The following is an 18867-nucleotide window of genomic DNA, read 5'->3' on the forward strand; positions in this document are numbered from 1 at the left end:
GGTGGGCCCCGGCCCCCGCCCAGCCGGGTCTGGACGGCGAACGTGGTGATCGCGGTGGTGAGCACGTTCGTCGGGATCTCCGGCCTGGCCAGGCGCCGCGCCGTCGCATGCTGCAGGCCCATCGCCACGGCCAGCATCGAGACGATCGCGTACTCGGCGCCGCTGGGATGCGCCCGATCCGACCGGCCGCCGGCGGCCACCGTCAGCGCCAGAACGTCACCGAGCCAGCGGGCCGCCACCACCAGCGCCGCGGCCACCGGGACGGCCTGGGCGGCGGTCACCGCTCCCAGCCAGAGCCGGGGGCGCCGGCCGAGCCGGGTACCGACCCGTCCGCCGGCCAGCGCCCCGAGAACGAAGCAGCCAAGCGAGGTCAACGACAGGATTCCGGAGATCCCGGTGGCCCCGGCCAGCGAGAAGCCGAGGACGACGACGTTGCCCGTCATGTTGGCCACGAAGACCTCGCCGAGCCCCAGGAAGGTCAACGAGTCCACCAGACCGGTCAGCGAGGTCATCGCGAGGAGGAGGACGACCGTCCGTCGCTCGGAGCCCGTCGCGCGCTCGCCTGCGGGGGGCACCCGGCCAGTGTCCTGAATCCGCGCCGGGCCCGGGCCGTGACGCGCGGTGACCGCCGGCGCCCGGGCCGCTCAGAGGCGGAGCGGACGGATGGGCGCCGCGATCAGGGCGGGGTTGCCGCGCCAGTCGACCCCGGGCACGTCGATGTACAGCTCGATCTCGTTCCCGTCCGGGTCGGAGATGTAGAGGCTGTGGGTGACCGTGTGGTCCGACGCGCCGACGAGCCGCACACCGGCCCGCTCGATGCGCTCCAGCGCCTCCCGAAGCTCGTCGTCGCTGTCGCCGACCTTCAGCCCGAAATGGTAGAGCCCGACGCGCCGACCGGGCGGCAGCGCGGCCGCATCCGCCCCGACCTCGATCAGCAGCAGCTCATGGTGCGTGCGGCCTGAGGAGAACGCCGCCGCGGGGATGCCCAGACCGGCCGGCCCGCCAACCTCGGGGAAGACCTGCCGCCAGCCGAGGACGTCCCGGTAGAAGGCGACGGAGCGCTCGAGTTCGCGTACGTACAGCACGAGATGTCCCAGTTCCTTGATCTCCATTGCGTTCCCCCTGATCACATTGCCTCTGTCTTGAACGTTCAACTATATGGACGGTTGGTCTGTTCCGTCCTCCCGCCGCTCGTTCGCCACCCGTTCGCCACCCGTTCCGGTCGGCCGTCGGTGGTGGTGCGCTCGCCCGGCCCGCGGGCGAGCGGCGGTGCCGCCCGCGGGCCGCCGCGCCGTAATCGGGTGGTCGAGCCGCGGCGCCGTGTGGGAACATGTGGTCGGCGGTCGACGTTGAACCGTCTGGGCACGCTGGCGAGTCGTCGGCGGGTCCGGCTGGCACAGAACAGCACGCATGCACCAACACGGCACATACCAGGGGGTGACCGGCTTCGACTCCGGACGTCGAGGCAGGGGAAGCGGGCCGAGGATGAGCGGTTATCTCGTTAACGATCCGTTCAGAACACAGCTGCCACTAAGACGCAGCCTGCTAGCTCCACTTTCGCCCTCGCGGCCTGAGTAGAGACCAACTAGCCGTCAGCCTGGGAGTTCCTCCGGCCCAGGATCTGGCGTCGACAGGAGGATCACCGTCCCACCCGGTCGCGGGGTAGGTCGGGAAATCTAACAGCGACTGAGCCTGCGCCGGCTTGCCTGCGGGACCGGCGGGGCTGAGAAAAAACAAGCAGGCTGCGCCCGGAGAAGCCCTGTGTCGGGGCCGGAGGACGCGGGTTCGATTCCCGCCACCTCCACCACGATGCGTAACAATGCCCTGACCTGGGCAAATTGATGAACCCTATGAGATCAGAGGTTGATCGAATAGAAGATGTCCAGGTCGGGGTCTTGATCGGTTGGTTCGATTCCCCAAGTGCACCAACAGACCTCGACTACACGGCGTAGTGACAGGGGGCCGGTCGGCGCCAGGTATGCAGCTTCGTCTCCTGGTCGTAGGACCACGGTTCTGGTCGTTGTTCAGCCGCCAGCTTTGAGTATCTCGTAGAGAACGGTCCAGTTCTCGGTGCCGCGGCCGGCGCTGACGGCCTGGTCGTAGTGCGCCTTGACGGCTTTGGGCAGCCGTGTGTCGATGCCCGCCTTCTTGCTCGTCCACACGATGTGGTCTGCTGTGGCGCCCATCATCCGCGCTGTGCTGAGGTCGCCGGGGTGTTCGCCGGCCTCCAGGCGCCGGGCGAGGTCCCACCCGTCTCCGATCATCGCCGGGATAGCGGTGAGGATGTTCAGCGCGCCGGGCAGGAAGTCGGCGGCCGGGACACCGGCGGCGGTGACGAGCGCGGTCGCGTGGAGCAGGCTCGACAGGGCGGTGAGGAAGACGTCGAGGTGCGCCTGGTAGAAGAGCTGGGCCAGGCCTGGGTCCTCCCCGAGGTACCTGGGCTCGCCGATCAGTCCGAGCGTCGGTTCGTGGACGTCGAACACCGCGCGCGGCCCGCTGTAGAACACATACGCCCCGGGGCCGCCCACAGCGGGCGCGGGCACCATCACGCCTCCGGTCACGAAGGTCGCCCCGTGTCTGGCTGCCCATGCCGCCGCGTCCCGGGAGGCGTCGGGCGTATCCGAGCTGAGATTGACCAGGACCTTGCCGTCAAGAACACCGGAGGGCCCCGAACTCTCGGCGACCGGGCCGAGGATGTCGTACATCGCCCGGTAGTCGGTGAGGCTGAGGATGGTCAGCCCACTGGCGGCGACCGCGGCCGTCGGGGTGGGTGCGAGCGTGGCGCCGCCGGCGACGAGGTCGTCGGCGCGCCGCGCGGTGCGGTTCCACACCGTCACCGGATGGCCGGACCGCAGCAGGGACGCGGCCATCGCTCGGCCCATCGGGCCAAGGCCGATGACCGTCACAGGAGACAGGCCGTCCTCGCCGCTCATCGGGACTTCCTGAGCTCTTCGAAGATGCGGGCGGTGCCCTGCCGACCGTAGCCGGCAGCGATCTGCCGGCGAACGATGTCGTGGACGGGCCGCAGCACGTCGACATGGACGCCCGCTTCGAGGCTGGCCGTCACCAGTGAGGCCAGTGCGGCTTCGGTGAACTCAAGGCTCTGCTGGCCCGCCCCGGCGTAGTCCTCGGCGTCCACTGTGGCGGCGAGACCGGCCAGCTGGCCGGTCATGGCGGCGAGGAAAGGTGTCTGCCGTCGGGTGAACTCGGCAGCCGACACCCCTTCGGCACCGACCATCGCCGCGCCGTGCAGAAAGCCGGCGAACATCGTGTACATCCCGACGAGCATCGCCATGTCGCGGAGCGAGGCCATACCGGGGTCGGTCCCGAAGTAGTCGCTCTGCCCCCACAGATCGAGCAGTTCCCGGTTCTCTTCGAAGGCGGCCTCGGCACCGCTGTAGAAGATCACCGCATCCGGACGGCCGATCATCTCAGGTACGGCCATGATCGCGCCGTCCAGGTAGGTGATGCTGTGCTCCGTCGCCCAGGCCGCGAGCTCGCGGGCCTGGTTCGGTGTTGTTGTCGTCAGATTGATCACGGCACGTCCGGTCAGGCTGGCGGCGACCGGATCGATCACGGCGTGCACCGACTGATGGTCGAGCAGGCACAGGATGATCAGTCCATCGCCGGTGATCGCCTCGCCGACGGTCTTGGCGATGGTGGCGCCGCGCTCGCCGAGTGCTCCTGCTCTGCCCGGGGTGCGGTTCCACACCACGGAGGGTCGGCCGGCGTCGAGAGCCGCGGCGGCGAGCGCGCTGCCCATCGCACCCAGGCCCAGGAAGGTCGTACGGGTCGTCATCAAATCGTCCCTTGCTCCGCTCGGTGGTCTGACTGGCGCGCTGTCCCGACCCTCCCCGCTAACCTTTCCCACCGGCAAGTACCTACTATTTTGTTCAATACTTACCCGGAAGTTAGTGTCCAGCTGGGGCCAGGTGGAGGGTCTGATGGTGACGAGCACGCGGCGCGGTCCCTACGTCTGCGGCATCGATGCCGGTATGGACGTGGTGTCAGGGAAGTGGAAGTCGCTGATCCTCTGGGAGCTGAACAACCACGGAATCCGGCGGTTCGGAGAGCTGCGGCGCGGCCTTCCTGGCGTCAGCGAGAAAATGCTCATCCAGCACCTGCGCGAGATGGAGGAGGACGGCCTGGTCCACCGCGAGATGTATCGCGAGGTGCCTCCCCGGGTCGAGTACTCCCTCACCGAGCACGGCACATCGCTCAACGAGGCCCTCCGTCCGCTGGGTGGGTGGGGGACGCGACGTCGCGAGCGCCTCGCCGCCGAGGACGCGCTCACATCCACGTCACCAGCCGCGCCTCGCCAAGCGTCACCCACCATGCCGGTGCACCCGGGTCAGGCGATCGTGTGATCCGTCGGTCACGGGCTTGACCTTGACATGGTGATAGGGCTTCCACTGGGTACCGGAGGTGGTCCTGATCAACACGACAAGCGGAACCCCGCTGAACACCCGCGTGGCCAGTGCTCTGGGCGCCAAGGACTCGTCGGTCCGGCTTCAGGCGGCCCTGGCGGTCGGCTCGAACCCCGACCCCGGCCTCCTGGAGACGCTCGTCGAGCGGTGCGCGGTCGAGCCGGACTTCTTCGTGCGAGACATGCTGTCCTGGGCGCTGACCCGCTTCTCGCCGCGGATCACCCTGCCCCGGATCCGCCAGGAACTCGACTCCGAGCGCGCTCAGGCCCGCAGTCAGGCGTTGCACACGCTCGGCAAGATCGGCGACAGGGGCGCGTGGGCCTGGATCACGCGCGACATGCTGCGCGATGCCGACGACGAGGTCGCGCGGACCGCGTGGCGCGTCGCGGTCGCCCTCGTGCCCGAGGGCGAGAAGAAGGCCCTGGTCGACGAACTGGTTGTGCAGCTCGGCCGCGGCGACCGCAGTGTGCAGCTGAGCCTGAGCCGGGCACTCGTCGACCTCGGCGACGTGATCGAGCCCGCCCTGGAGAAGGCCGCGGCGAATCCCGACCCGGCTGTGGCCGCGCATGCCCGTGCCACCGAGTTGCTCCTGCGGGACCCGGAGACCGGTTTCAACGCGGCCATCGATGAGGCGAGGCGGGTCATCGCACTCGGCCCGGAACGAGCCGCTGCTGCCGCTGCCGCCGCGGCGGGAGTCGCCGAGCCTTCGGAGGTTGCCGAGCCTTCGAAGGCTGCCTGCGTCGCGGCGATCGGCGAGCCCACGGAGACGACCGAATCGACGGGGGCTGTGGATGCTGTGGATGCCGTGGAGGCCGTGGATTGCTGATCGGCGACGTGTCCCGCCACTCGGGGGTGAGCACCCGGATGCTTCGGTACTACGACGCCCTCGGCCTGGTGCGACCGACCGGTCGCACCCTCGGCGGCTACCGCGAGTACTCCGCCGAGGACGTCCGGAGGATCTTCCACGTGGAGAGCCTGCGGTCCCTCGGGCTCTCGCTCAAGCAGATCGGGCGTGCGCTGGAGGATCCGGCCTTCACACCGTCCGCCCTGGTCAGCGATCTCATCCGGTGGACCGAAGACCGTTTGGAGCGGGAACAGGAGCTGCTCGAGCGGCTCCGCGCGATCGACGCGTCGGCGCCCACCGGCTGGCAGGACGTCCTGCGCATTGTCGAGCTCATCCAGGGGCTCGACTCGACCAGCGCTGCGCGCAGGCAGCAGTCCGTCCTGGCCCGACCGGAGGGCGTGTCCGTTCCCGCCGAACTGCTGGTCAAGGCGGTCCTGGCCGAATCCGACCCCAACGTCGCGGGCGCTCTGCGCTGGGCGCTCGCCCGATCGGGCGCCGACGGCGTGGCAGCGCTGGCCGCCGGCGTGCACTCGGAGGATGTCGGCATCCGGCAGCGCGCGGTGCGGGCGATCGCCGAGATCTCCGAGGCCCCGGATGCGACCGCTGCGCTTGCGGACGCGCTCGGGGATCCGGACACAACGGTGCGCAGGCGCGCCGCGCTGGCGCTGGGCAGGCGCGGCGGGACCGCGGCCGTGCCGGTACTCGTCGGCATGGTGGTCGAGGGCGTCAACGACGTCGACGCGGCGGAGGTCCTGGGAACGCTGTTTTTGGACCCCGGCTGCGCGGACCGGATCATCAGCGCGCTGGTAGCCGAACTCGCCGCGCACGCTGCGGACTCCGCGGTGCGGATACGCCTGGCCCAGGCGCTGGTCGAGCTGCCGGGGACCGCCGGGCGGGAGGTCCTGCGCCAACTGACCCACGACGGCGACCGCACGGTCGCCCTCGTCGCCTCGGTCTTCGTCGAAGCTGTCGAAGAACGGTCCCCTGAAGGCCGAGGCGACGAGGATTCCTGAAAGCGCGCGACCGAGGTGTGGACCGGAATGCCCAGAACCCGTCTGGCAGGTCGCCAACCGTGGTCCGGCGGGTTGCCGCAGACACCGCACCGCCGGTCGGCCGCGCAATGCCCGGCGCGGGTCAGGCGTTCTCGGTGGTGGGGTGGCCGCCGGGGCCGTTCCAGTCGACGAGCTGGACGATGATGCCGTTGGGATCGCGGACCTGGAAGGCACGCTCTCCCCATTCCTCGACCGTCAGTGGCATCGTGATGGCCACGCCTTCGCCCTGAAGTCGGGCGAGTTCACCCTCCAGGTCGTCCACCACGAACGCGAGGATCAGCCCTGTGGCGTGGTCGTCGCGCTGGTCGGCGGGCAGGGTCGGCAGCCCGCGGCGCAGGTAGACGACGTTCATGCCGGCGTCATCGCGGCCGAGGGAGGCGAAGCCGTCGGCCGCCATCAGTTCCGTGAAGCCGAAGTGCCTGGCGAGGAAGGCCGCCGAAGCGGCGACGTCGTCGACGTTCAGCGACACCGCGGACGAACTGATCTTCATGGGGGATTCTCCGAGACCTGGTGCGACTAACTCTGTACGCAGTACATAATACATAGTACAAAGTTTCGCGGACGATGATGGCTACGTGACGGCTGAACGATCGGGCGCCGGTGATCCGGCCCGCACACTGGCTCTGCTGTGGGGAGAGGCGTCGACGGCATCCCGCCGGGGGCCGAGCCGGGCGCTGGACCTCGCCGCCGTGGTCAGGACCGCCACCGATCTTGCCGACCAGGAGGGCCTCGCCGCGGTGACGATGCGGGCTGTCGCCCGTGCCTTGGGCGTGGTCCCCATGACGCTCTACACCTACGTGCCGGGCAAGGAAGAGCTGCTGGACCTGATGCTCGACGCGGCCTATGCCCGGATGTCGCGTACGGACACCGCCGGCGCGTCGTGGCGGGAGCGGCTCACCGCCGTCGCCGACGAGAACCGCGCCCTGTTCGCCGCGCATCCCTGGGCGGCCGAGGTCTCCACCCTGCGCCCTCCCTTGGGACCGGGCCTCATGGCCAAGTACGAGCATGAACTGTCCGCCTTCGACGCCCTCGGCCTCTCCGACACCGAAATGGACGACTGCCTGACCTACCTGCTGTCCTTCGTCCAGGCCAACGCCCGTGCGGCCCACGAAGCGACCGGCGCGGCGGCTGGCCCCGACGGTGACGACACGCGGTGGTGGGCGCGGGTCGGCCCCCTCCTGGCCCGCGTGCTGGACGAGCAGCACTATCCGCTCGCCAGCCGAGTCGGCACGGCCGCAGGCCAGGCACGCGGCAGCGCCCACGATCCCGACCACGCCTACCACTTCGGCCTTGCCCGCCTTCTCGACGGCCTGGCCCCCCTCATCGAACGCTGCTGACACTCCCCCGACTAGTCGGAGCCCGCGGCCAGAGGTGGCCGCGGGCTCCGAGGGGCGAAGCGGAGGTCAGGCCTACCGGCCTGACCGCTGAGATCACTTCACTGGTCGCGGCCCTGCCGCAGCCAGTGCCAGGCGAGGGCCCCCAGCCACAGTTCGAAGCCGAGCGTGCTCAGGGCGAGCAGCGGGAACAGGCCGCCGACCAGCAGGGTGGCGCTGCCGACGAGGCTGACCGGCAGCAGCGCGACGCCGGTGCGTCGCAGCCACGGCGCCACACCCTCCGCGCCCAGGCCGAGCAGGATCGCGCCAACGAAGAACACGCGCGGCAGCGCCGAGAACGCCAGGGCGAACGGCGCGGCCGAGTCCCATCCGGCGAGAATCCTCACGTCGCTTCCCGTGGCCGCCGTTTCCAGGGCGATGTCGTGCAGCACCCCGGCGAACGGCCAGATGAGGGCCAGCAGGGTGCCCGCGGCGACGGCGACCGCCGCGAGCACGCCGGTGCCGTCCACCCGGCGCAGGCGCAGGTGTACCACACCGAGAAAGCCCAGCAGCAGTGACCCGGAGATCATGAACACGTAGTTGCCGGTCCGGTAGGCGGTCTCGGCGTCGAGCACATTTGTGCCGCGTTCGAGGGCCGGATCGTCCGGCGAGCCACCGTGTGGCAGCACGAACACCGCCATGCAGACCATCACGACGAGCTGGCAGACGGTGAAGGCGATGCCGAAGCGAGCGCTGAGCCGACCGACGTCCAGGCCGGCGCCGGGGCGGGCGTGGGCCGGTCGGCCACCGGAAGCCCGGTCGGGGGCGTGACGGTGGGACGCGGCGTCCTCCAGAACAGCCATAACAGGGCTGACCGTGGTCATGATCCACCTTTCTGCTGGCCCGTCCGGAGCCGGATCGAGCCGGGTTTCGCCGGCCGTTGCGCCGACACCAGAACGGTAGGAGTCGGGCGCCCGGCCCCACATCGACCGAGGGGCTGCTCGTGGAGTCAGCCCGGGATGACGCGCGGCTCATCCGGGATGACGTGGGTTTCAGCCCTCGGGCTGATGCCACGGCCGCCCCGCGCCCGTACGCTCGCGATCGTGGACCGTGCCCAGGACCGCCTGCCGCGATGGCTCCGGACGCCCAGGACCGACGCCACCATGGCGGCGGGGTTCACTCTCGCCGGGCTCGCGCAGACGGCGATCTACCCGATGGCGGGCGGCGCGCTGGGCCCGCTGTATGTGCTCGGTTCCACGTTGCCGCTCGCCTGGCGCCGTAGCCGGCCGGTCGAGTCCGCGCTGGTGTCGTCGGCGTTCTGGCTGATCCCGCTCGAGGGTTACCCGCTGCTCGGCTACGTGGTGGTGATCCTTCAGTTCTTCGCCCTGGGTAGTCGCGGGACCCCGCGCGCCGCGGTCGCGCTGGCCACCCTGTGGGCGTGCGCGGTCTCGGTGGTCGGCACCCTGCTCGGTCCCGAGGCGCCGGTTGCCGCCATCGGCGGTGCCCTCGCGGTGGCCGCGCCGGTGGGCGTCGGTCAGGTCGTCGCGCGGCTGCGGCGGCAGAACGCCGAACTCGCCAGGCTCACCGAGGACCTGCGGCGCGAGAGGCTCAACGCCGAGGAGGCGGCGGTCGGCGCCGAGCGTGCCCGCATCGCCCAGGAACTGCATGACGTGGTGGGGCACGAGGTGACTCTGATAGCGATCCAGGCGGAAGCCGCCGCGTCCGCGCTGCGGGTGAGACCCGAGCGGGCCGCCGAGCCGGTCGAGGCCATCAGGGCCACGGCGCACCGGACGCTCGCGGAGATCCGTTCCGTCCTCGACATCCTCGCGCCCGGCGGCCGGGATGGCCGGGGCGGCCGAGAGCCCGCGCGGGAGGACATCGCCGAGATCTCCCGCCGCGCCGAGGACGCGGGCATCGCCAACACGCTCGTCGTCACGGGTGATCCGTGGCCCGCTCAGTCGCCCGCGTCGCTCGCGGTCGGCCGGATCGTGCGCGAGTGCCTGACCAACGCGGGGCGGCACGCCCCGGGGGAGCGGGTCAGCCTCACCGTGAACTGGACCGCTCGGGAGGTCCGTCTGGAGGCGGTGAACCCGGGCGCGCCCACGCGCCCGCCGACCCCCGGCCGCGGCCTTTCCGGGATCCGTCACCGGGCGGACCTGCTCGGCGGAGCGTTCCACTCCCGAGTCCACGACGGGCTGTTCGAGATCCGGGTGACGTTGCCAGCGGCGTCACCGACGTCCGCGGCCGGCCAGTCCACGCAGACCGCCGGGCCGGCCACACCGACCGCCGATCCGGCCGCCACGGGGACCACCGGGCCGGCGGCGCGGGAGGCGCGGGAGGCGCGGGAGGCCGACCCGGGCGCACGGGGCGCACGGGGCGCCACGGTGGCGGGGAGCCCGCGGTGACCCGCGTGCTGATCGTCGACGACCAGGATCTCGTGCGGCAGGGACTGCGGATGATCCTGGAGCTGGCCGGGATCGAGGTGGTCGGCGAGGCACGGGACGGGGACAGCGCCGTGCGGGCGGCGTCGCGGTACCGGCCCGGCGTCGTCCTCATGGACCTGCGGATGCCCGGAATGGACGGCGTCGAGGCCACCCGCCGAATCGTCGCCGCCGGTGACGCTCGGGTCATCGCGCTGACCACGTTCGACGTGGATCAGAACGTGGTGGACGCCCTGCGCGCGGGTGCCGCCGGGTTCCTGCTCAAGGACGTCACGTCGGAGGGGCTGGTCGACGCGGTGCGGCGCGCCGAGGCCGGCGAGCCGGTCGTCGCGCCCGCCGTCCTGGCCCGGATGATGGACCACTTCGCCACCCGCCCGCCCGAGCAGCCCCGCCTCCCAGCCGGCCTGGACGAACTGAGCGACCGCGAACGGGAGGTTCTGGCCATGATCGGGGCCGGGAGGTCGAACGCCGAGATCGCCAGCGAGCTGTTCATCAGCATGGCCACAGTGAAGACGCATGTCCGGCACATTTTCGCGAAGCTCGACCTGCGCGACCGTGCACAGGCAGTGGTGGCCGCCCGTGACGCCAGGCTCGGCTGATACCCCGATAGGTCTCGCTCACCACCCGCGGCGCTACCGTCCGAAACCCGGGCGGGAGCGGTCGCATCGGCGCAATCAGGCCCTGCGGTGGGCCCGGCGCTCGTCGGTTTCGCCGAAGCGCCGGGGAGAAAGCCGCCGGAGCGGGGCGTCATCGACATCATTGAGCCGCGCCGACGGCATCCGCATGGTCGGCACCCGTGTTCCGTCGAGTACGGCGCCCCGGCGTCAGCGTTGGCGGCGGCCCGCCGTCCGGCCACCGCCTGTTTCGACCGCCTTGCTCCAGTGTCAGTATTCGGTACACGGGTGATGTCCACCCGGCGGCTGCGGACAATAACCTCGTACTCCTTTCCGCCGGCATCAGGGACCGCGGCCTCCCGGCCATCTTCCGGCGGCACGCTGGAAGGCTTTGGTCGAACGCCGGGACCGGCCGGGACGGATTAAACGGGTACCGCTGTCGCTCGATCCCGCCATTGGTCCGGGACGGGGTGGGGCAGGAGGCGCCTCCGGACACGGCGGGCTCCGGTGACCCGCCAACCGTTGCGCGGCAGAGCCGGCGGGCCCGGCGCCCGCGCGGAGCGGGACGACAAGTCGGCGCATTACGACAGGACATGTGCGACACTTGTCAGGCGGTCAGGGGTCGAATCGACGGCCGGAGCCAGCTGGCTATCCGGAACGCGAAAAACGCCCGCGGGCGGGCTCGTCGCGCGGGACCGTGGTGAAGTGAGGTCTCATGCCCGAGCGATTGATCGAGTCGCCGCTCGTCGACCTGGGTTCGACCAGTCTCGCGGACCTGCGCAACCATGACGGCGACGGCCTGCGTAACGCGGTTACCCGCCTCATCGACCATATCGATGACCCGGACAACCGGTTTGGCGGTTACAACAAGCAGCGTCAGCGCTGATGGGTCCGGAAACGGTCCGTTCCAGTTCACCGGATCGTTCTCTTCTAACCCCGCACCGTATTGCCGAACGCGACTTCGACGCACTCGTCTCGGGGAATGCGGGTGCCGCTGTGCTCCGGCTGTTGTGGGCGTCCGAGCATAGCCAGCGGCTCGTGCTGCTCCGCGCCCTGCTCGACGAGGCCCGCGGCCGGCCGGCCGCCCGCGGGCCGTTGGCCACCGCCGACCATGCCTGGGACCTGCTTGTTCGGGCCGAGCACAGTGACGCCGAGCAGGTGGCCGCCGTTCTCGACTATCCGACAACCGGCCTGTGGGCCGCGCTGACGCTGCGGCGGCTGCGCGGACTGCGCCACGACGATGCTCCTCTCTGGGTTGACGTCGGATATTTCCACGCCATCGCCGCCGCGGCCGCGATGCGGGCGGGGATCTCGTTCCGTGCCGTCCTGCCGGTGCGCCGAGGCAACGTGGCGTTACCCACCCTGGGGCACACACGAGTCCCGTGCGGTGATCCGTGGGAGGCCGCGGAACTGGTTGTCGACGAGGGTCCGGCCCGCCTGCGTGGGCCCTGGGGCGTGGTCACCATCCGCCGTGACGGGGGGCCGCACGGGGCCTGGTCCCCGCTGTCGGTGCTCAGCGCCGAGCACGGCGGCCGCAGGCTGCGGGTGACGGTCGAGGACGCGGATCCGTACCGGCACGTCGTCCACACCGCGTTGCCGGTCCCACTGCGCGGACGTGAGTTGGAACGCTGGCGGGAGCTGATCGACGGGGCGTGGCGCGTCCTGGTGCGTGAACACCCGGACCAGGCCACGGAGGTCGCCGAGCTTCTGCAGGCTGTCGTGCCGACGGCTCGTGCCCGGCGCTTCCTGCCCCGCAGCGCGTCGTCGGGCGATGGCTTCGGCGGCGCACTCCTGTCCATGCCGGACAGCAAGCTGCAACTGGCCGCGACTCTCGTCCACGAGATGCAGCACGCCAAGCTGGGCGCTCTGTTACATCTTGTCGATCTCTACACGCCGGGGAACGGCGAGCGCTTCTACGCCCCGTGGCGTGACGACCCGCGACCGCTCGCCGCCCTGCTCCAAGGGATCTTCGCCTTCTTCGGCGTCACCCGGTTCTGGCGGCGGCAGCGCACCGTCGTGGCGGGTGGCGCCGCGACCGCCGCGCACTTCGAGTTCGCGCTGTGGCGCGCTGGCGTCTGGCGGGCGATCGAGGACGTCCGCGCTGCCCCCGACCTCACTCCCCTGGGGCATCGCTGCCTGCTCAACATCTCCGTGGTGCTGGCGGGCTGGCTCGCTGAGCCCGTGCCGGGCACCGCCGCGCGGTGGGCGAGCGCCGTGAGCGCCGATCACCGGTCCGGGTGGCGACTTCACCACCTTCGACCTGATGCCGGCGCCGTGGCGATGCTGACCGAGGCCTGGAGCGCTGGCCAGCCTCCGCCGGCGGCCGCGTTGCACGTCCCGCCGCGGATGTCCGCCGATCCGTCGGTCGCCGCTCTGGAAGCGCGGGAGGCTCTGGTCCGCATGCTGCTGTACGACCGGCGTCAGACCGGCGAGTGGCCGCCCGCGATGGAGCTGGGACGTCAGGTCCGCGGCGCGATCCCGGCGGACGTCTCCTGGCTGGAGGGGGACGCGCACGCGGCCGCGATCGGGTTCGACCGGGCGCTCGACACCTCGCCAGGTGACCCGCATGCCTGGAGCGGTCTCGGGCTGGCCGCCCGTGACGCCGGCGACGTCAGCGCCGCCCGTGCGCTCGCGGTGCGCCCGGAACTCGTCCGTGCGGTGCACCGGGCGCTGAGCGACGCCGGCCGCGCGCCAGGCAGGCGGGAGCTGGCCGGCTGGGTCGGCGCGGGCCTGGGGGCCTGACCCTCCCGTGCCGGCCGAGCGATCAGAGCGGCATCGGGTCGATGTCGCAGTCGGCCCGCACCCAACTGGCGGCGTTCCTGGTGGCTGGATGCTCCACCCCGAGCACCTGGCCCATCCGCCGCACCGTCTCGGTGTGCAGGTTCTCGGCCTCCCGGGTCTGCCCCAGGCGGCGCAGGTCCATGGCGAGATTGGACTGTGCGGCCAGCGTGGCCGGGTGGCTGTCGCCCAGCACCGCCGTCGACTGCTCGGCTACGTCGACATCCAGCTCCCGTGCCCGTTCGGCGTCCCCGAGCGCGTAATGGTCGCTGGCGAGGTTCGTCAACGCGACGAGGGTCGACGGATGCTGCTCGCCCAGAACCTCGCGCAGCCCCGCCAGCGCGTCCACGTCGATGGTGTGCGCCGCCGTGATGTCCCCACCCAGCCGGTGCGTCACGGCGAGGTTGACTGCGGCCGCGAGCGTATGGGGGTGCTTCGGCCCCAGGACTGCCCGGTAACGCTCGAGGGTGTCCTCACACAGGTCCCGGGCTTCTGCCAGCTCGCCGGTGTGGCGCAGGTCCATGGACAGGCACAGCGAGGCGGCCAGCGCGTCGGGATAGTCCAGGTTGTACCGGGTGGCCAGACGGGTCTGGACGTCTCGGGACTCCTCGAGGGCGCCCTGGTGATCACCGGCCTTGCGGCGGGCGACGGCCAGGTTGCGGCGGGCTCGGAGAAGCTGGGGATTGCTCTCGCCCTGGTCGCCGAAGGCCTGGCGGAAGCGGAGCACGACCTCCTCCTGCTTGTCGCGGGCGTCCGGGTAGTCCCCCAGCTCGCGGTGGTCGGTGTTGATTCCGCTGGTGGAGATCAGACACGGGATGGCGTCCACCCCCAGTTGGGCCTCCCGCCGCTCCAGGGTCTCGACGGCAAGGTCGCGGGCGGCCCCGAACCGGCCGAGCAGCCGGTACGTGACCGAGACGTTGTGTGCGGCCTCCAGTGTCTGTGGTTCGTCCGGCCCGAGGGTGCGTACCGATCGCTCGTACACCTGCTGGGAGAGGGTGAGCGCCGCCGCGAAGTCACCCTCGACCCGCTTGTCCGCCGCCACCGCGCCCAGCGCTTCCAGGGTGACCTCGTGCTCCTCGCCGAGTGCCCGCTCGCAGATGTCGAGCAGCTGGGTGTTCAGGGCGGCGGCCTCCTGGAACCGGCCGATGAGGAACAGCACGAAGCTGAGCCATCCGCCGATGTCGAGGGTGTGCCGGTCCTCCGCGCCGAGGGTCCGCGACCAGATGTCGTAGCCATCCTGGGCGAGGGCTCGGGCTGCCTGGTGCTCACCCCACTGGTACAGGTATCTGACCTCGTTGAGATACAGCTCGCGGACCCAGGTGTCGCTGCTGCGGACGGTCTCCGAGGCGAGCACGTGCGGATAGAGCTCGCCGTAGCGCGGCCAGTTCTCCCGACTGACGGGGTCGGCGGGATCGCTGGCCGCCAGCAGTGCCTGCGCGCCTCGCCGCATCGTCTCGCGTTCGGCCTCGGGCATCCGGTCGATCAGCACCTTCTGGACGAGCCGGTGCATCTGGAACGAACTGGTCCGGTGGTCCAGCTTCATCAGTGAGTAGCGCGTGACCTCACGGATGGCGCGACCGAGCGCGACCGAGTCGCGCAGGGCGGCGTCGAGCTCGGGCACGATCATCGTGCTGCGGGCACGGGTGAACAACTGGCGCGAGATGCCCTCGGGTGCGAGGAAGGCGCAGACCTGCAGCAGTCGCAGCGAGGCCGGGTTCTTCTCCGCGAGCCGGTCGAGCGACACGCTCCACGCGGCCGTCACCGACTGCTCGGCGCGACGGCCGGGCTCGGCGGGCTCATCCTCCCGGAACAGCTCGCTCGTCTTGGTTTCCAGCAGCTCGAGGTACTCGTCGACCGGCATGCCGGTCTCGACCCGCCAGGTGGCCGCTTGGTCGACGGCGAGCGGCAGGTCGCCCAGGGCGGCGGCAAGTCGGTCTGCCTCGTCCTCGGTGAGTGTCGTGTCCCGGCGCCGCAGCAGTGCCGTACTCTCGGACCGCGCGAAGACGGCGACCTCGAGAGGGCGGGCGACGCTGGCCCACCGCGCGTCGCGTGAGGTCACGAGCACCCGGCCCTCGGCGCCGGCCGTGGGGAAGTATTCGACGATCCTGCTCGGGTCCTCCGCGTTGTCGAACACAAGCAGCCATCGTCCGAACGGGCGGCCCGTCCGGAGCGCCTCGCGAACGAGCGGAAGCGCGGCGTTCACCTCGCCACCGACCTCGAGCCGCAGCGACGGGGCGAGGTCGACCAGGGCCTGCGCGATCTGCGCGTTGCGTTCCGCGGGTATCCACCAGATCAGCTCGTACTCGGCCTGGTACCGGTACACGTACTCGACGGCGAGCTGGGACTTCCCGACGCCCCCCATGCCGTGCAGGGCCTCCGGCAACACGGCTGTGGCACCCTCACCGAGCCGCCGATGCAGTTCCCGCAGCAGGTCGGCGCGGCCGGTGAAGTTCGGGTTGCGTTGCGGGACAGCCCCTCCCAGCACCATAGGCCAGGTGGTCTGGCCTCGGCGCGACTCCACCAGCGGCGTCGCAGTGCTCGACGTCACGAACTCCCTGCCTCCTCGGCTCTGGGTGCCCGGCTCAGACCTGTGGCCGGGGGTAATGGAAACATCGGGATCAGGCCGAGGTGTGGGCGCGTGCCCACTTTGCGTGTCGCTACTCATTGTCATACCCCGGACACTATCGGTAGTTGATGGCGCTGCGGTGCCCTGCGCAAGGGGACTGATGAGGGCGCCGAGCCGGCGGGAACGCCGTAGGAAACGGCCCGCCACGCTCGCCAGCACCGTCTCCTCCACGGCCAGGAAGGGGCGATTGGCCTCGGTGACCGCCGGCAGGCCGACCTCCTCCGGGTGCTCGCTGGTCAGCACGAGATCGATCTCTCGGAAAGCATCCACATCATCGCCCAGGGTGTTGGCGGCTGTGTGGAGGACGCGTAACGCCGACGCCCGGTCACCATGAGCCAGAAGCTCCTCGCGTAATCCGTCGGCGAACTCGAGGGCGATCTGTGCGCCGGCTGTGACCCCGGAGCTCGCGCCGTCGCGGCGCCTGCGCACCGGGATGACGACGCCGCTCGCGAGAACCTCGCTGAGGTGCCGGCGACCGGCCGCCGGCACCATGTCCAGCACCTGCCGCAGCACCGGCCACGTAAGTGGCGCGGCGGCCAGGTGAACAGCCAGCTCGAACGCGACCGGCGAGGCCAGCTGCCGGAACCGGTCCAGCTGCAGGCGAGCCGTGCGCGATGGTGGGTGCTGGTCGGCCGGCCGCGACCGCGGTAGTGGCCCGGCCAGCACCGCGGGCAGCTCGGTCGGCCGGGCTGGCTCGGCACCCACCATCTCCGCCCAGGGTGCGAGCCACTCGGGAGCGAGCTCGATCATCGGCACCGGCAGCGCACGGGCCAGCTCCAGGTCCGGCACTCCTGTCAACGCGCGCCCCCACGGCCGGCTGAAGACCCACCGGGGAGCGGTACCAGCGGTGCCGCCTCTCGCGGGCACCATCCGCACACGGTGGGTGCGCAGCCCGCCCCAGCGCCACATTCGCTCCGGCAGCAGATTGATCAACGCGACCGGCCCGGACCGGGCCCAGCGGTGCAGGGCCGGGGCAATCGCGTCGGCGTGCCAGCCTGGTGCGAGCGTGTCGGTGACGATCCAGACGATCTGCCGGCCGGACGGGACATGGCTCGACGTCGCTGGTGCGCCCTCGCCCGTGCGGGTCGCCCGCAGCAGCACCTGCTCCGGACGCTGCGTCGTGGTGTCGAGGTAGCTGACCCGGACGTCGCGGAACCGTGCCTGCTCCAGCAGCCTCGCCAGCCCGGGCACCATGTCGAGCCACAGGGTCATGGAGGGGCTGTCGTCCACGACCAGATGCATCTCGTAACACGGCTCGCTCTCCGCCCGCCGGACCGGAATACCGAGCTCATCCATGGCGAACCGCTCGGCGGTGGCCAGTTCGTCCAGCTCCCACCGGTCGACCGAGGGAACCTGGCGGTCCAGGCCGCGCAGTGCCCGGTGGAAGGACAGCGGATCCGCCACCGCCGGCTCGGCGCGCACCTCGGCCTTGTAACGCTGTGTGCCCGACCGTGGCCGATCGGCCTGCCCGGGTAGCTGGTGGCGGGCCGCCGAAAGCTCCACCCGCACGGTGCGCGCTGTGGACGTCCGTGGATGGGACGGATCCGGGTCCGGCGGAAGGTCGGCTTCCGGCTGGCCGGGTGGGCCTGATCCGGGCGGCTTCGGGTGGCTCGTCTCCTCTCCGCCGTCCGCGGCGATGGCCGGGTCCACCCTGTCCCACAGCCATAGTGTCTCGGCGACTCCCAGGGCGAGATCGCCGAGCCCTGCGTCGCCGTCCTCGGGGGAACCGTGCCGGTCGAGCCCACTCACCAGGTGTCCAGCGGCGGCGACAGCTCGTGCCAGACGGCGTCCAGGAGGTGATGCCAGGTCTCCTCGTCGCCGTCGAACGCGCCGGCTGCGGCCAGGTGCGCCGCGTTGAGCAGCTGGTCGGCGGCCAGCCCGCCGACCAGCTGGCGGCGCCGCTCGAACTTCTCGATGAGTTCCGCCCGCGCCGCCGACTCCGCGGGGAAATGCGCGGCGACCAATGAGGCCAGCCTGGCGGTGTCGGGGTGGGGGAGATCCAGGAGCGTGCAGCGACGCCGGAACGCGGGTGAGAACTCCCGCTCGCGGTTGCTGGTCATCACGACGATGGGAAAGGCGTTGCACCGCACGACGCCCTGCGTGAGAACAGCGGTCCGATGCCGGTCCGCGGTGTGCACCTGCACCTCGGGCGTCTGGGCGCTCAGCCGCGCCAGCTCGGGGAGCAGGAACTCGCCGTCCTCGAAGATGTTGAGCAGATCGTTCGCGAACGCGAACTCGCTCTTGTCGAGCTCGTCGACAAGCAGCACTCGCGGCAGCCGCTGGGGGAGAAAAGCGGTGCCCAGGGCGCCGAGCCGCACGAAGTCCCCGATCGAGGCGGCGCCCGAGTCGCGGCCCCCGGGGACGGCGTCCTCCGAGCGGACTCTCAGACGGTAGGGGGACGAACCCCGGGCCTGCACCATGGCCTGCGCCCGCCCGATCGCGTCGTACTCGTACAGCCCCTCCTGAATGGTGGTGCGGCTGGTGATCGGCCACCGCAGCACCCTACCGAGACCGAGCTCGCTGGCGATCAGGTAGGCCAGGCCGGACTTGCCGACACCCGGCGGACCGGTGACCAGCAGGGGACGCCGAAGGTACACCGCCGCGTTCACGAGCGAGATGTGCACCGGGTCGAGGAGCCGGGACGGGACGCGTCCGAGGCGCCGTTCGGTCTCCCGGAGGTCAGCGGTCGGCGGGGTCAGCAAGGGCGCGCCGTCGAAGGCTCGCCACGGCGGGGGAGCGGGCCAGCGGGCGTCCCGCTCCGCTGGATCCATC

General features: G+C 71.1%; 16 protein-coding genes and 1 other RNA gene. 9 read left to right on the forward strand and 8 right to left on the reverse strand.

Features of this window, described 5'->3' with window-relative positions; genetic code table 11:
- On the reverse strand, positions 1-575 hold a 575-nt coding region (locus FMEAI12_RS34920), incomplete at its 3' end, for a YoaK family protein (protein WP_146776850.1).
- Positions 576-644: 69 nt separating this feature from the next.
- Positions 645-1112 carry a VOC family protein gene (locus FMEAI12_RS34925; protein WP_071060361.1) on the reverse strand — a complete coding sequence of 156 codons (468 nt, stop codon included), beginning with the start codon at positions 1110-1112 and terminating at the stop codon, positions 645-647.
- A gap of 321 nt (positions 1113-1433) precedes the next feature.
- On the opposite strand from FMEAI12_RS34925, the gene ssrA reads away from it, so the two are divergent.
- Positions 1434-1807: a transfer-messenger RNA gene (gene ssrA, locus FMEAI12_RS34930) on the forward strand.
- Positions 1808-2024: 217 nt separating this feature from the next.
- Here the strand turns inward: ssrA and FMEAI12_RS34935 are convergent.
- Positions 2025-2933, reverse strand: a complete 909-nt coding sequence (locus FMEAI12_RS34935) for an NAD(P)-dependent oxidoreductase (protein ID WP_112109307.1) — start codon at positions 2931-2933, stop codon at positions 2025-2027.
- Positions 2930-3799: an NAD(P)-dependent oxidoreductase gene (locus FMEAI12_RS34940; RefSeq protein ID WP_112109308.1), complete on the reverse strand. Its 870-nt coding sequence runs from the start codon at positions 3797-3799 to the stop codon at positions 2930-2932. Before FMEAI12_RS34940 ends, FMEAI12_RS34935 begins: the two co-directional genes overlap by 4 nt.
- Positions 3800-3944: 145 nt before the next feature.
- Between FMEAI12_RS34940 and FMEAI12_RS34945 the strand changes: the two genes are divergently transcribed.
- Genes FMEAI12_RS34945 through FMEAI12_RS34955 form a run of 3 tightly spaced genes read left to right on the forward strand, consistent with a single transcriptional unit; the run spans position 3945 to position 6284 of the window.
- Positions 3945-4367 carry a helix-turn-helix domain-containing protein gene (locus FMEAI12_RS34945; RefSeq protein ID WP_112109352.1) on the forward strand — a complete coding sequence of 141 codons (423 nt, stop codon included), beginning with the start codon at positions 3945-3947 and terminating at the stop codon, positions 4365-4367.
- Positions 4368-4425: 58 nt separating this feature from the next.
- Positions 4426-5253, forward strand: coding sequence for a HEAT repeat domain-containing protein (locus FMEAI12_RS34950; RefSeq protein WP_112109309.1), 828 nt, complete (start codon positions 4426-4428; stop codon positions 5251-5253).
- Positions 5247-6284 carry a HEAT repeat domain-containing protein gene (locus FMEAI12_RS34955; RefSeq protein ID WP_112109310.1) on the forward strand — a complete coding sequence of 346 codons (1038 nt, stop codon included), beginning with the start codon at positions 5247-5249 and terminating at the stop codon, positions 6282-6284. The genes FMEAI12_RS34950 and FMEAI12_RS34955 overlap by 7 nt, the downstream gene beginning before the upstream one ends.
- 121 nt (positions 6285-6405) lie before the next feature.
- On the opposite strand, the gene FMEAI12_RS34960 is transcribed toward FMEAI12_RS34955, so the two are convergent.
- Positions 6406-6813 carry a VOC family protein gene (locus tag FMEAI12_RS34960; RefSeq protein ID WP_112109311.1) on the reverse strand — a complete coding sequence of 136 codons (408 nt, stop codon included), beginning with the start codon at positions 6811-6813 and terminating at the stop codon, positions 6406-6408.
- 85 nt (positions 6814-6898) lie between these two features.
- Here FMEAI12_RS34960 and FMEAI12_RS34965 point away from each other — a divergent pair, with 85 nt between their 5' ends.
- Positions 6899-7660 (forward strand): TetR/AcrR family transcriptional regulator, encoded by a 762-nt coding sequence (locus FMEAI12_RS34965; protein WP_112109312.1) that lies wholly within the window; start codon positions 6899-6901, stop codon positions 7658-7660.
- Between the two features lie 98 nt (positions 7661-7758).
- Here FMEAI12_RS34965 and FMEAI12_RS34970 read toward each other — a convergent pair whose 3' ends face one another.
- Positions 7759-8520, reverse strand: coding sequence for a hypothetical protein (locus FMEAI12_RS34970; RefSeq protein ID WP_131626576.1), 762 nt, complete (start codon positions 8518-8520; stop codon positions 7759-7761).
- A 279-nt stretch (positions 8521-8799) separates the two neighbouring features.
- Between FMEAI12_RS34970 and FMEAI12_RS34975 the strand changes: the two genes are divergently transcribed.
- From FMEAI12_RS34975 to FMEAI12_RS34985, 4 genes are all read left to right on the forward strand, one after another.
- Positions 8800-10041 carry a histidine kinase gene (locus tag FMEAI12_RS34975; RefSeq protein ID WP_160144384.1) on the forward strand — a complete coding sequence of 414 codons (1242 nt, stop codon included), beginning with the start codon at positions 8800-8802 and terminating at the stop codon, positions 10039-10041.
- Positions 10038-10676, forward strand: a complete 639-nt coding sequence (locus FMEAI12_RS34980) for a response regulator transcription factor (protein ID WP_112109315.1) — start codon at positions 10038-10040, stop codon at positions 10674-10676. The genes FMEAI12_RS34975 and FMEAI12_RS34980 overlap by 4 nt, the downstream gene beginning before the upstream one ends.
- A 730-nt stretch (positions 10677-11406) precedes the next feature.
- A complete protein-coding gene (locus FMEAI12_RS36860; RefSeq protein ID WP_160144385.1) occupies positions 11407-11577 on the forward strand; it encodes a hypothetical protein in 171 nt (56 codons plus the stop codon).
- A gap of 110 nt (positions 11578-11687) precedes the next feature.
- Positions 11688-13433 carry an HEXXH motif domain-containing protein gene (locus FMEAI12_RS34985; protein ID WP_160144386.1) on the forward strand — a complete coding sequence of 582 codons (1746 nt, stop codon included), beginning with the start codon at positions 11688-11690 and terminating at the stop codon, positions 13431-13433.
- A 22-nt stretch (positions 13434-13455) separates the two neighbouring features.
- On the opposite strand, the gene fxsT is transcribed toward FMEAI12_RS34985, so the two are convergent.
- Together fxsT and FMEAI12_RS34995 are read right to left on the reverse strand one after the other, a co-directional pair.
- A complete protein-coding gene (gene fxsT, locus FMEAI12_RS34990) occupies positions 13456-17844 on the reverse strand; it encodes an FxSxx-COOH system tetratricopeptide repeat protein (protein ID WP_112109317.1) in 4389 nt (1462 codons plus the stop codon).
- Positions 17841-18866: an AAA family ATPase gene (locus tag FMEAI12_RS34995; protein ID WP_112109353.1), complete on the reverse strand. Its 1026-nt coding sequence runs from the start codon at positions 18864-18866 to the stop codon at positions 17841-17843. Before FMEAI12_RS34995 ends, fxsT begins: the two co-directional genes overlap by 4 nt.
- Position 18867 lies beyond the last annotated feature (1 nt).

The sequence above is a fragment of the Parafrankia sp. Ea1.12 genome (assembly GCF_900465275.1).
GTDB lineage: Bacteria > Actinomycetota > Actinomycetes > Frankiales > Frankiaceae > Parafrankia > Parafrankia soli.